The following is a 13,102-nucleotide window of genomic DNA, read 5'->3' on the forward strand; positions in this document are numbered from 1 at the left end:
TCACGCGGAAGCCGCTTCCCAGGCCTGCTCCAGCGCCTGCGCGAACACCTCCACCGACTGCCCGCCGGACACGCCGAAACGCCGCCCCAGCACGAAAAACGGCACTCCGGACGCGCCCAGCTGCGCGGCTTCCCGCTCCTCGGCGCGCACCGCGTCCGCATAGCGCGACGGGTCGGCCAGCACCGCTTCCGCCTCGGCGCGCGGCAACCCGGCTTCCTCGGCGACGTCGGCCAGCACACTGCCGGTGAACACCGGACGAGCCTCGGCGAAATTCGCGCGGAACAACGCCGACACCATCTCGTTCTCCAGCCCCTTCTCGCGGGCCAGGTGCAGCAGCCGGTGCGCGTCGAAGGTGTTGCCGATCGCCCGGTCCGTCCGGTAGCCGAGCCCCTCCGCCGCCGCGAGCCCGGCGACCCGCTGCTCCATCTCCCCGGCCTGCGGCCCGTACTTCGCGGTCAGCATGTCCAGCAACGGCTCGGTCCCGGTCTTCCCGGGGTCCAGCTCGAACGAGCGGTACGTCACGGTCACCTCGTCCCGGTGCGCGAACCCGGCCAGCGCCTTCTCGAACCGCGCCTTCCCGAGGTAGCACCACGGGCACACGACATCGCTCCAGATCTCCACCTGCATGCCGCCAGCGTAGATCGCGCCCTCGGCCGAGAGGACCATGACCGACGCCTAAACGCCAGCCTTCACCGGCTCCCGCGCCCCGGTCCGTTCCGCGCCGATGCCCGCGGCCACCACGAACGCAATTCCCGCCACCGCCGCCACATTCGGCACCTGGTGCAGCACGATCAGCCCGAGCACCAGCGCGATCGCCGGTTCCAGGCTCATCAGCGTGCCGAACGCCGAGGCCGTCAACCGGCGCAGCGCCAGCATCTCCATGCTGAACGGCACCACCGGCACGAGCACCGCGAGCCCGAGCCCGGCCAGCACCAGCGGCCAGGTCAGGTGGCTCGCCACCGCCGGACCGTGCACGGCCGTGGCGACCAGACCGGCCACCGGCATCGACACCGCGAGCCCGCGCAGGCCTGACACCTCGTCGCCGACCCGTTGCGTCAGCACGATGTAGGCGCCCCAGCAGACCGCCGCCGCGAGCGCGCAGCCGATGCCGATCAGGTCGGCCCCGCCCTGCCACGGCTGGGTCAGCAGCACCACCCCGGCCGCCGCCAGCAGCGGCCACAGCCGGGTTCCGCCGCGGCCGCGCACGATCGCGACGGTCAGCGGGCCGAGGAATTCCAGCGCGCTCGCCGTGCCCAGCGGCAGCCGGGTCGCGGCGACCATGAACAGGATCGTCATCCCGGCCGTCGCGACGCCGAGCACGACGCAGGTCAGCAAGGCCGGGCGGCGGAACGCCGACGGCCGCGGCCGCACGAGCACGACCAGCAGCACACCGGCCCACACGAGCCGCAGCCACGCGACGCCGGTCGGCCCGATCTGGTTGGCGAGACTGACTGAAACCGCCATTCCTAATTGGACGGACAGCATGGCGCCGACGGCGAGGGCGACACCGGTCCGGGGAGTGGAGGGAAGCACGTGGTTCAGGAAAACCCATCCAGACCGTTCGTGTCCACATGCCAATCCTGGACGTACCGTCCAGGAATCATGAACAATGGCCGGATGGAGACTCGCAGGCTGCAGTTCCTTCTCGAGTTGTCGCGGCTCGGCTCGATGCGCGCGGTCGCGGACGTGCTCGAAACCACAACGTCCACGGTCTCCCAGCAGATCTCGGTCCTGGCCAAGGAAACCGGCGTCGCGCTGCTCGAACCGGACGGCCGTCGCGTGCGGCTCACTCCCGCCGGGCGACGGCTCGCCGAACACGCCGTGACGATCCTGGCCGCCGTCGAGGCTGCCCGCGTCGACCTCGATCCCGAAGCCGAGCCAGCCGGAACCGTGCGCGTGGCCGGGTTCGGGACCGGCGTGCGCCACGCGGTGCTCCCGGTCGCGGATCTGCTCGCGCAGCGGCACCCGCAGGTCCGCCTGACGATCAGCGAGCACGAACCCGCGGAAGCACTGGCGCAGCTCAGAACCGACGACATCGACCTCGCCCTCACCTACGACTACGACCTCGCTCCCGCGACCGCCGATCCGTCGCTCGCCGTCCGTCCGCTCTGGGCGGAGCCGTGGGGCCTCGCGGTGCCGCGCGCGGAGGCGAGCCGAGTGCGAGGCGACGGAGCTTTGGCTGTGGTCAGCGCGTTCCGCGACCACGACTGGATCGGCAACTCCCGCAACGGCGCGGACGAGACGGTCGTGGGGACGCTGGCCTCGATGGCCGGGTTCTCGCCGCGGTTCACCCACCGCGCGGACAACCTCGACCTGGTGCAGGACCTGATCGCGGCCGGCGGCGGGGTCGGCCTGCTGCCCGAATCCTGGCCGACCCGGCCCGACGTCACCGTCCTGCCGCTGACCGGCCCGGACGTCCGGCTGCGCGCCTTCGCGTGCACCCGGCGCGGACGGGACGCGTGGCCGCCGCTCGCCCTCGTCCTGGGGCTGCTGCGCGGCGACTAGCATGGGTCCGAGGCTCGAGCACGGAGGAGGCGGCATGGCGACGGAAAAGGCAATCCTGGCCGGCGGATGTTTCTGGGGCATGGAGGAGCTGTTCCGCCACCAGCCCGGCGTCACCGCCACCCGCGTCGGCTACAGCGGCGGCGACGTCCCCAACGCCACCTACCGCAACCACGGCACCCACGCCGAAACCATCGAAGTCACCTACGACCCCGCCCAAACCGACTTCCGCACGTTGCTCGAATTCTTCTTCCAAGTCCACGACCCCAGCACGAAGAACCGCCAAGGCAACGACATCGGCACCAGCTACCGCTCCGCCATCTTCTACACCACCGACGAGCAAAAGCAGATCGCCGAAGACACCATCGCCGACGTCGACGCCTCCGGCCTCTGGCCCGGCAAGGTCGTCACGGAAGTGACCCCCGCCGGCGACTTCTGGGAAGCCGAGCCGGAGCACCAGGACTACCTGCAGCACTACCCCAACGGCTACACCTGCTATTTCCCGCGGCCCGGCTGGAAGCTGCCGAAGCGCGCTTAACGCGCCATCGCGGCCTCCGCGTCCTTGAACGCTGTTGGGGACAACTTCCGCCACACCAGCGACGTCCCCAGCAGCTGCACCGCCGCCGCCATCACCCACACGCCCCGCAGACTCCAGTGCACCGCCACGAAACCGCCGGCGAGCGCACCCAGCGGGGTGAGCCCCCACGCCAGCGCGCGATGGCTGGTCAGCACCCGGCCGAGCAGCTCCGGCGGCGTGAACCGCTGGCGGCTCGACTGCGAGCAGACGTTCCAGATCAGCGTCGTCCCGGTGAGGAAGATCAGCACCGCCCCGACCAGCACCGGCCACGGCGGCACGAGCACGATCAGCAGCTGGCTCAGCACCGCGCACACCTGCGCGATCCGCATCGCCGTCGAGTAGCCGGACCGCCGCACGAACCCGTCCACGAAGAACGACGACACCACCCAGCCGACGGCCAGGCAGGCCAGCAGGACGCCGTAGCCGACCGGGCCGAGGTGCAGTTCCTCGGTGGCGTAGAGGACGAGCATCGAGTTGCCCGCGGCGGCCGCGAACGACCCCAGCGCGACCGTGATCGTGATCGACCGCAGCAGCGGCGTGCCGACCAGGTAGCGCAGCCCGGCCGTCACGTCCTTCAGCGGATGCGCGGGCGTGCGCACCGGCTTCGCGGACGGAATCCCGCGCGCCAGCAGCAAAGCCACGAGCGCCGCGACGGCCGCCAGCCACGCGGGCAGTCCTGCGCTGATCCCGATCAGCAACCCCGTCGCGGGCGGGACCACGAACTGGACCATGCCGCGGTCGATCACCTGCAGCCGGGAATTGGCCATGTTGAGCCGATCCGGCCCGACGACCTCGGGCACCACCGCGCCCGCCGCACCGTCGCCGAACACCTGCGCCGTGGTGAGCACGAAGGCCACCACCAGCAGCGCGGGCAGGCTCAGCGAACCGGTGGAACCCAGCAGCGCCAGGGTGAGCGCGGCGGCGATCTGCACCGCGTAGGCGGAGGCGAGCACGGTTGTTCGCCGGACCCGGTCGATCACCACTCCGGCGAACAGCGAGAGCAGCAGCCACGGCGCTTGCCCGGCGACATTCACCAGCGACACCGCACGCGGGTCCGTGGTGATCGAGACGGCTAACAAGGGCAGCGCTGCGAGCAGGAGCCCTTCACAGGTTGAACCGGACATCGCCACTGCTTGCAGCCGGACCCAAGCCGATCCGCCCCCAACCCGCCCCGCCATACCCGTCAGTCTTCGGCACCGCGCAACTGGTTTTCCGCTGCGTGTTCCCGCCCTCCGGACCTCCTCGCCGAACAAAAGCCCGCCGGTTATCACGCGGGCGCGGTCCACGCTTTCCCTTGTGCGTCAACCGGAATCCAGCCGACCGGCCGGATCGCGGGAACGCGGTTCACCTGGTGGGACGGGCTTCAGCGAAGCGCCGCGAACGGTTGAGCTGGACGCGTCCGTCCCGTCCCCGCTGGAGGAATCCCGTGCCCCGCCACACCCCGTCCCGGCTTCCGCGTCCTGCCCGCGCGCGGTCCCGTTTAGCCTCCGCGCTGGCCCTTCCCCTGCTGCTCGCCGCGTGCGGCACGGCGGGCGGGTCCGGCCAGCAGGACGCCGGTCCCCCGCGTCCGGGCGGCACGCTGCGGCTGGGCATCTCGTCCAATCCGGACTGCATCGACCCGCAGCAGGTCAGCACCAACGCGTCGGTGAACGTCGGCCGCCAGCTGGTCGATTCGCTCACCGACCAGGACCCGAAGACCGGCGCGATCACGCCGTGGCTCGCCGACCGCTGGACGGTCAGCCCCGATTCCACGAGCTTCACCTTCCACCTCCGCCCCGGCGCGACGTTCTCCGACGGCTCCCCGGTGGACGCCGCCGCGGTGAAGACCAGCTTCGACGGCATCAAGGCGCTCGGCGCGAAGGCGCTGCTCGGGTCCAGCTACCTGGCCGCCTACCGCGGCGCGACGGTGGTCGACCCGGCGACCGTCCGGCTCGACTTCACCCAGCCCAGCGCGCAGTTCCTGCAGGCCAGCTCCACGATGTCGCTCGGCGTGCTCGCGCCAGCGGCGTTCCGGCACACCGCCGAGGAGCGGTGCCAGGGCACCGGGCTGATCGGCTCCGGTCCGTTCGTGTTCACCAGCCTGAAGCCGAACCAGAACATCCTGCTCGGCAAGCGCACCGGCTACCGCTGGGGTTCGCCGTTGTGGCGGCACCAGGGCGAGGCGTACGTGGACAAGATCGACTTCCGCGTGGTGCCCGAGCCGGGCGTGCGGTCGGGCAGCCTGACGTCCGGGCAGCTGGACGCGATCACCGACGTCCAGCCAGTGGACGAACCGCAGTTCGCCGGCAACGGGTTCGCCGAACCGGTGCGGCCGAACCCGGGCATCGTGTTCAACCTGCACGCGAACGTGACCCGCGGCGTCCTCGCTGATCAGAAGGTGCGGCAGGCGGTGTTGAAGGGCGTGAACCGGCCCGAGGTCACCAGCACCGTGCTCACCCCGAACTACAAGCCCGCGACGAGCATCCTCGGTTCCGCGACGCCGCTGTACACCGATCTGTCCAAGGAACTCGCCTACGATCCGGCGGGCGCGCAGGCGCTCCTGCAGTCCGACGGCTGGGTCCCCGGCCCGGACGGCATCCGGACGAAGAACGGGCAGCGGCTGTCCGCGTCCGTGCTGTTCTCCGCGGTGTTCAACCAGAACCAGAGCGTGCTGGAGCTGCTCCAGCAGCAGCTGCGCAAGATCGGTTTCGACCTGAAGATCGAGCTGCACACCAACTCCGAGGTCACCCGGCTGCAGCAGGCCGGCCAGTACGATTTCCTGTGGTACAACGTCACCCGCGCCGATCCGGACATCCTGCGCCAGCAGTTCTCCACGAAGACGAACAACCGGAGCAAGCTGCCCGCGGACAACCTGCTCGACGCGTCGCTGACCGAACAGTCGGCCACCGTCGATGCCGCGAAACGCAAGCCAGCCGCGGAAAAAGCGCAGCGGACCATCGTGGAACAGGCGTACTCGATCCCGGTGTTCGAGCTGACGCAGGTGCTCGGCGTCGGCCCGAACGCGCATGACGTCGGCTTCGAGGCTTCCTCGCGGCTGCAGCTGTTCGACGCCTGGGTTTCGGGCTCGTGAAAGGGTTTCCGCTGCTCCGTCGGCTCCTGCAGGCCGTAGTGGTGCTGTGGGCGGCGTTCACGCTGTCGTTCGTCATCCTGTACCTGCTGCCCGGCGACGCGGTGCTTACCAAACTCGGCTCGGCCGAGGGCGGGCCCAGCGCGTCGCCGGAGCAGATCGCCGCTCTGCGCGCCGAATACGGGCTGGACGATCCGGTCCTAGTGCAGTACGGCAAGCACCTCCTCGCGGCGCTGCACGGTGACTTCGGCACCTCGGTGGCCACCGGCGACGACGCGACGCACCAGGTCCTCAGCGCCTTGCCGCCGACACTCGCGGTCTCCGGGCTGGCGCTGGTACTCGCGATCGTCTTCGGCGGCGGGATCGCGGTGCTCGGCACGTATACCCGCGCACGCTGGGTGAGCCAGGCTCTGCTTTCGCTGCCGCCGCTGGGCACTTCGCTGCCGACGTTCTGGGTCGGGCTGCTGCTGATCCAGCTGTTCTCGTTCCAGCTGCGACTCTTCCCGGCTCTGGGGTCGACCGGCTTCGCGTCGCTGGTCCTCCCGGCGGTCACGCTCGCCCTGCCGACCGGCGCGATCATCGCGCAGGTACTGGCCAAGAGCCTGCAAACGCAGCTCGCCGAACCGTACGTCGAGGTGGTGCGGGCGAAGGGCGCGAGCCGTCGCCGAGTCCACTTCGGACACGCGCTGCGCAACGCCGGGCTGCCCGCGCTCACCCTGGTGGGAGTGGTCGCGGGCAACCTGCTGGCCGGTTCGGTGGTGACCGAAACGGTGTTCTCGCGAGACGGTCTCGGCCGGGTCACCGCGTCGGCGGTCACCGCGCAGGACGTCCCCGTGGTGCAGGCGGTGATCGTGCTCGCGGCGTTCTTCTTCGTGGTGCTCAACCTGGTCGTCGACCTCGTGTACCCGCTGCTGGACCCGCGGGTCTCGGTGCGCAAGGAGGTGCCCGCGCATGTCTGAAGCTGTGCTCCCCCAACGGTTCCTCGTCCGCCGACCCGGCCTGATACTGTCCGGGCTCCTGCTCGCCGCTGTGCTCATCGCCGCCTTCGCGCCCGCGTTGTTCACCGGCCAGGACCCGATCACCGGCGTCCCGTCCGAACGGCTCCAAGGCCCGTCGCTCGCGCACCTGTTCGGCACCGACGAAACCGGCCGTGACGTGTTCGCCCGTGTCGTGCACGGAGCCGGGCTTTCGCTGCGTGCGACCGTGCTCGCCGTCCTCGTTGCGTTCGCCGCTGGATCCGCCTTGGGGCTGCTGGCCGGGTTCCGCGGCGGGTGGCTCGACGCGGTCGTGATGCGGATCGTCGACGTGCTCCAGGCGGTTCCGGCGATCCTGCTGTCGCTGGCGCTGGTGACCGCGCTCGGGTTCGGCACCACGAACGTCGCGATCGCCGTCGGGGTCGCGAATCTCGCCGCGTTCGCCCGGCTGATGCGCGCCGAGGTGCTGCGGGTGCGATCCGGCGTGTTCGTGGAGGCGGCGCGGGCGTCGGGCGTGCGCTGGGCTGGCGTCCTCGGGCGGCATGTGCTGCCCAACGCGCTCGGGCCGGTCCTGGTGCTGGCCACGGTGACGGTCGGCACGGCCGTGCTCGAAGTGTCCGCGCTCAGCTTCCTCGGCTTCGGCGCGAGCCCGCCGACGCCGGAATGGGGCGCGCTCGTGGCCGGCGGACGCAATTTCCTGGCCACCGCTTGGTGGATGACCACGTTCCCGGGGTTGACCGTCGCGGCCGTCGTGCTGGCCGCGAACCGCGTGTCCCGGGCTCTCGACGGCGAACGGAGCTGAAGTGCTGGAGATCAGCGAGCTGGCGGTGTCCTACCGCACCTCGGGCGGCGTGGTGCCTGCCGTGCGCGACGTGAGCCTGCGGGTCGGAGCGGGCGAGATCGTCGCGGTGGTCGGCGAATCCGGCTCGGGGAAGAGCACCACCGCGCACGCCGCGATCGGGCTGCTCCCGCGCGGCGGCCGGGTCCACCATGGACGGATCGCCTTCGACGGGCGGGACCTCACCGCACTGTCCGAAAAGGACTGGCGACAGGTGCGCGGCACCGGGATCGCCCTCGTGCCGCAGGATCCGACGGTGTCGCTCAACCCGGTCCGGCGGATCGGCGAACAGGTGGCCGAGGTGCTGCTGATCCATCGGCTGGCCGCCCGCGGCGAGGTCGCCGCCCGCGCGGTGGACCTGCTGCGCCGGGCGGGCGTCGACCGGCCGGAACTGCGGGCGCGGCAGTATCCGCACGAGCTGTCCGGCGGGCTCCGGCAGCGGGTGCTGATCGCCATCGCGCTCGCGGGCGAACCGCGGCTGATCATCGCCGACGAGCCGACCAGCGCGCTCGATGTGACCGTGCAGAAGGAAATCCTCGACCACCTGGCGAAGCTGGCCGCCGACGACGGCACCGCCATCCTGCTGATCACGCACGACCTCGGCGTCGCCGCCGACCGGGCCGCGCGGATCGCGGTGCTGTCCGAAGGACGGCTGGTCGAAGAAGGACCGGCCCGCGAACTTCTCGCCGCGCCGACGCAGGACTACACGCAACGGCTGCTCGCCGCCGCGCCGAGTCTCAGCCGCGAGCCGCTGCGACCCCGCCGTGCGGAGGGCCCGGAAGTCCTGTTGTCGGTCGACTCGGTATCGAAGACCTTCGCCTCCGCCCGCGCCGGTTCGGTGCGCGCGGTGGACGACGTGTCGTTCCAGCTCACTCGCGGCCGGACGCTCGCGCTGGTCGGCGAATCCGGCTCCGGCAAGACGACCACCGCACGCATGGCGGTCGGCCTCGAAACCCCGACCGCGGGCACGGTCAGCTTCGACGGCCAGGACGTCACCCGCCTGTCCCCCGCCGAACTGCGCCGGCTGCGCCGCCGGTTCCAGCTCGTCTACCAGAACCCGTACGCCTCGCTGAACCCTCGGTTCTCCATCGCCGAGGTGATCGGCGAGCCGCTGCGCGCGTTCCGGATCGGCGGCCGCGCCGAGCGGGTGGCCGAACTGGCGGACCAGGTCGCGCTGCCGTCGTCGGTGCTGCGCCGGAAACCGGCCGAACTCTCCGGCGGCCAGCGTCAGCGCGCGGCGATCGCCCGGGCGCTGGCGCTGCGCCCGGACCTCGTCGTGCTGGACGAGCCAGTGTCCGCTTTGGACGTTTCGGTGCAGGCGCAGATCCTGAAACTGCTCGTGGACCTGCAGGACGAACTCGGCCTGACGTACCTGTTCATCACGCACGACCTGGCCGTGGTGCGGGAAATCGCCGACCAGGTCGGGGTGATGCGCGAGGGCAAGCTCCTCGAATCCGGCCCGGCCGACGACGTCCTGCTGCGCCCGCGCGAGCAGTACACCCGCGACCTGCTCGCCGCGATCCCGGGCGGCGAGCAGGTCAGCGCGTGACCTCAGGAGTTGGCGAGCACCAGCCGTCCGACCGCCTCGCCCGCGTCCATCCGGCGGTGCGCCTCGCGCGCCTGCGCCATCGGCAGGACGGTGACCGGAAGCCGGATCCGGCCCTCGGTGTACAGCGGCAGCACCGCTTCCGCGGCGGGACGAGCGGGTGCGGTGTCGGCGGACAGGAAGCCGCCGACGTTGAAGCCGACCACGCCGATGTTCTTGCCCCACACGGCGTTCGAGTCGATCAGCGGCGCGGTCTCGCTGCCCGCGCTGCCGACGACGAGCATCCGGCCCATCGGCGCGAGCAGGTCCAGCGACTCGATGCGCAGGTCGCCGCCCACCGGGTCGACGATGACCTCGAACCGCTCGTCGCGCAGCTCGCCGAGTTCGCCGGACAGCACGACGCGGTCGAAGCCGAGTTCGTTCGCCGCCTCCACCTGCTCAGGACGCCGGACCGTGCTGACGACCTCGCGCGCGCCGAGCAGCCGCGCCACCTCGGGGTACACCGAGGCGAGACCGCCGAGCGCACCGTGCACGAGCACGCGCGCGTCCTTCGGCAGCCGCACCGCCTCGGTGAGCGAAAGATAGGCCGTCACCGTGTTCGCCAGACCGGCCACGGCCTGTGCGCGCTCCACCCCGGTGCCGGCCAGCGGCACGACGAGGCTGGCGGGCGCGAGCTTGACATCGGCGTAACCGCCCATTCCGGGCAGCGTCAGCGTGACGACCTCGTCCCCGACGGCGAACCCGCTGTCCGGCCCGGCCGTGCGGATCGTGCCCGCGACCTCCAGCCCGGGCACGAGCGGCGGCTTCGGCGCGTAGTCGTACTCGGCGAGCGTGCCCCGGCGGATCAGCGCGTCGATCAGCCCGACGGACGCGTGCGAGACCGCGATGGCCACCTCGCCCGGCCCCGGAACCGGCTCGGGCGCCTCGATCTCTTCGAGGACTTCAGGACCGCCGTAGCGGGTGATGGACAAAGCGCGCATCGTGCGTACTCCCCCGTGTTCTGCGTTTGTTTCAGCGAGCCGGAACAACCTGCGCCAAGCTGCGGTTATTCCGGCTTAGTTCACCCGAGGAAGGACTCGCCGTGCCGACCGAAACGCAACCGCTGCGCAAACTGGGCTTCCTGACGATCGGCCTGTTCGACGGCGACGACCCGCGCCCGGGCCACGAATCGACGCTGCGGGTGCTCGAACTGGGCGAGCAGCTCGGGTTCGACAGCGCCTGGGTGCGCCACCGGCACCTGCAGTACGGCATCTCCTCGCCGGTCGCTGTGCTCGCCGCCGCCACCCAGCGCACCAGCCGGATCGAGCTGGGCACCGCGGTGATCCCGCTCGGCTGGGAGAACCCGCTGCGGCTGGCCGAAGACCTCGCGACCGTCGACGTCCTGTCCGGCGGACGGCTCAACCCGGGCGTCAGCGTCAGCCCGCCGACGCACTACGAGGACGTGCGGGCCGCGCTGTACCCGGACACCGGCGACCAGGAGGACTTCGGCTACGACCGGGTCTCGCGGCTGTTGTCGCTGATCCGCGGCGAACGCGCGTCCACGTTCAGCGGGGTGGAGGGCATCGAATCCTTCTCCGACCGCGTGCAGCCGCATTCGCCCGGGCTCGCCGGCCGCCTGTGGTACGGCGGCGCGAGCACCCGGTCGGCGGTCTGGACCGGGGAAGCCGGGATGAACTACCTGACCAGCAGCGTCGTCCGCGCCGAGGAGGGCTCGACGGACTTCGAGAAGATCCAGCTCTCGCACGTCCAGGCGTTCCGCGCCCACCATCCGGACGGCGCGCGGGCGCGGGTTTCGCAAGGCCTGGTGGTGATTCCGACCGACAGCGCCACCGCCGAGCAGCGCGCGAAGTACGAGGATTACGCGGCAAAACGCCTGCCCCGCACCAAAACTCCGCAGGGCCCGGCCGGATTGCTGTTCTCCCGCGATTACGTCGGCACTTCGGCGGAGATCGCCGAGCAGCTCTACCGGCACGCCGCGTTCCGGGAGATCGACGAGGTCGCGTTCGCGCTTCCGTTCACCTTCGAGCACGAGGACTACGTGCAGATCCTCACCGACCTGGCCACCCGGCTGGGGCCGGAGCTGGGCTGGAAACCGGCGTCGTGAGCGGCTGCGCAGTCTCGCCAGATATGTACGGCCAAATAAGCCTCGCCAACTTCCCAGGGTTTTCCGCTTCTAGCAACCAACATCTCACACACGGTTGACAACGGGATCCAGCTCTGTCCAACATTGGCCGTACATTTGAGCCGTCGCGCTCCGACGGCGGCTGCCCGACCTCGGACAGGACGGCGAGCATGGCTTCGACAGCGGAAACAGCGGAAACACAGCCGCCCGGTGACGGCAAGCACTGCGCCGGAGGTGCGGCCTGACATGACGGAACCCGTCGACCCGGCACAGTCCGGTCTTTCCGCGCTGCCGTTGTCCGGCATCACCGTGGTGAGCCTCGAACAGGCGGTCGCCGCGCCGTTCGCCACTCGGCAGCTCGCCGATCTCGGGGCCCGGGTGATCAAGGTCGAACGGCCCGGCGGCGGAGACTTCGCCCGCCGTTACGACGAATCCGTGCACGGGCAGTCGAGCTACTTCGTCTGGCTCAACCGGTCGAAGGAGTCGATCACGCTCGACGTCAAGGACCCGGCGGGGCGGGCGGTGCTGGAGGACCTGCTCGCCGGCGCCGACGTCTTCGTGCAGAACCTCGCGCCCGGCGCGGCCGCCCGGCTGGGCGTTGACGCGCCGTCCCTGGCACAGCGGCACGCGCGGCTGATCGCCTGCACCGTCTCGGGTTACGGCACGGACGGGCCGTGGGCCGCGCGCAAGGCATACGACCTGATGGTCCAAAGCGAAACCGGGCTGGTCTCCCTCACCGGGAGTCCCGAGAACCCGGCGAAGACAGGCATCTCGGTGGCCGACATCGCCGCCGGCATGTACGCCTACAGCGGGATCCTCACCGCGCTCTTGCGCCGCGCGACGACCGGGCAGGTCGCTCCCGTCGAGGTGTCGCTCTTCGAGGCGCTCGCCGAGTGGATGGGAGCACCTGCCTACTACACCCAGTACGGCGGCCGCGCCCCGGACGGGCAGGGGCTCAGCACGCCACGATCGCGCCGTACGGACCGTTCACCACCGGCGACGGGCAGACCGTGGTGCTCGCCGTGCAGAACGAGCGCGAGTGGCGGCGTTTCTGCGAACTGGTGCTGGAAGACGAGTCCGTGGCCGACGATCCCCGGTTCTCCTCCAATTCGGCGCGAGTGGCCCACCGCGGCGAGGTCAACGCCGTCATCGCGGCAAGGCTCGGCGCCGGGGACGCCGAAACCGCGCTGGCCGCACTGGAAAAGGCCGGCATCGCCAACGCGCGGCTCAACACCGTCGAGGACTTCCTGCGTCACCCGGCGTTGTCCGGACGCGGGCGCTGGCGCGCGGTCGAAACCCCGGGCGGACCGATCGAAGCCCTCGTGCCGCCCGCGTCGCTCGGCGGGATCGAGCCGGTGATGAACCCGGTGCCCGCGCTCGGCGAGCACACCGAACGGATCCTGCGCGAGCTGGGCCGTTCGCCCGCCGCGGTCGACGCCCTGCGCGCCGGCGGCGTGATCTGAGCGCCGCGGAGGA

At 71.1% G+C, this 13,102-nt stretch carries 11 protein-coding genes and 1 pseudogene; 8 read left to right on the forward strand and 4 right to left on the reverse strand.

Features of this window, described 5'->3' with window-relative positions; all coding sequences use genetic code 11:
- Both RPX00_RS38585 and RPX00_RS38590 read right to left on the reverse strand, forming a co-directional pair.
- On the reverse strand, positions 1-666 hold the full coding sequence (locus tag RPX00_RS38585) for a DsbA family oxidoreductase (RefSeq protein ID WP_406632954.1): 666 nt from the start codon (positions 664-666) through the stop codon (positions 1-3).
- Positions 667-675: 9 nt separating this feature from the next.
- Complete coding sequence (locus RPX00_RS38590; protein WP_406632955.1) at positions 676-1,464, reverse strand: EamA family transporter; 789 nt, start codon at positions 1,462-1,464, stop codon at positions 676-678.
- A gap of 153 nt (positions 1,465-1,617) precedes the next feature.
- On the opposite strand from RPX00_RS38590, the gene RPX00_RS38595 reads away from it, so the two are divergent.
- Complete coding sequence (locus tag RPX00_RS38595; RefSeq protein WP_406632957.1) at positions 1,618-2,505, forward strand: LysR family transcriptional regulator; 888 nt, start codon at positions 1,618-1,620, stop codon at positions 2,503-2,505.
- A 34-nt stretch (positions 2,506-2,539) separates the two neighbouring features.
- Positions 2,540-3,040, forward strand: coding sequence for a peptide-methionine (S)-S-oxide reductase MsrA (msrA, locus tag RPX00_RS38600; RefSeq protein WP_406632959.1), 501 nt, complete (start codon positions 2,540-2,542; stop codon positions 3,038-3,040).
- On the opposite strand, the gene RPX00_RS38605 is transcribed toward msrA, so the two are convergent.
- Positions 3,037-4,203 (reverse strand): MFS transporter, encoded by a 1,167-nt coding sequence (locus tag RPX00_RS38605; RefSeq protein WP_406632961.1) that lies wholly within the window; start codon positions 4,201-4,203, stop codon positions 3,037-3,039. The genes msrA and RPX00_RS38605 overlap by 4 nt on opposite strands.
- Before the next feature lie 368 nt (positions 4,204-4,571).
- On the opposite strand from RPX00_RS38605, the gene RPX00_RS38610 reads away from it, so the two are divergent.
- The 4 genes from RPX00_RS38610 to RPX00_RS38625 are packed head-to-tail and all read left to right on the forward strand — an operon-like array spanning position 4,572 to position 9,507.
- On the forward strand, positions 4,572-6,149 hold the full coding sequence (locus RPX00_RS38610; RefSeq protein ID WP_406643235.1) for an ABC transporter substrate-binding protein: 1,578 nt from the start codon (positions 4,572-4,574) through the stop codon (positions 6,147-6,149).
- Complete coding sequence (locus tag RPX00_RS38615; protein ID WP_406632962.1) at positions 6,146-7,105, forward strand: ABC transporter permease; 960 nt, start codon at positions 6,146-6,148, stop codon at positions 7,103-7,105. Before RPX00_RS38610 ends, RPX00_RS38615 begins: the two co-directional genes overlap by 4 nt.
- Positions 7,098-7,922 (forward strand): ABC transporter permease, encoded by an 825-nt coding sequence (locus RPX00_RS38620; RefSeq protein ID WP_406632964.1) that lies wholly within the window; start codon positions 7,098-7,100, stop codon positions 7,920-7,922. Before RPX00_RS38615 ends, RPX00_RS38620 begins: the two co-directional genes overlap by 8 nt.
- A 1-nt stretch (position 7,923) precedes the next feature.
- Entirely contained in the window at positions 7,924-9,507 is a 1,584-nt protein-coding gene (locus RPX00_RS38625; protein ID WP_406632966.1) for a dipeptide ABC transporter ATP-binding protein, read from the forward strand.
- A 2-nt stretch (positions 9,508-9,509) separates the two neighbouring features.
- On the opposite strand, the gene RPX00_RS38630 is transcribed toward RPX00_RS38625, so the two are convergent.
- Positions 9,510-10,484 (reverse strand): zinc-binding alcohol dehydrogenase family protein, encoded by a 975-nt coding sequence (locus RPX00_RS38630; RefSeq protein WP_406632968.1) that lies wholly within the window; start codon positions 10,482-10,484, stop codon positions 9,510-9,512.
- A gap of 101 nt (positions 10,485-10,585) precedes the next feature.
- Here RPX00_RS38630 and RPX00_RS38635 point away from each other — a divergent pair, with 101 nt between their 5' ends.
- Together RPX00_RS38635 and RPX00_RS38640 are read left to right on the forward strand one after the other, a co-directional pair.
- A complete protein-coding gene (locus RPX00_RS38635; protein WP_406632969.1) occupies positions 10,586-11,608 on the forward strand; it encodes an LLM class flavin-dependent oxidoreductase in 1,023 nt (340 codons plus the stop codon).
- 264 nt (positions 11,609-11,872) lie between these two features.
- Positions 11,873-13,089: pseudogene (locus RPX00_RS38640) on the forward strand (CaiB/BaiF CoA transferase family protein).
- Positions 13,090-13,102: the final 13 nt, after the last annotated feature.

It is taken from the genome of Amycolatopsis sp. WGS_07 (genome assembly GCF_045278895.1).
GTDB lineage: Bacteria > Actinomycetota > Actinomycetes > Mycobacteriales > Pseudonocardiaceae > Amycolatopsis.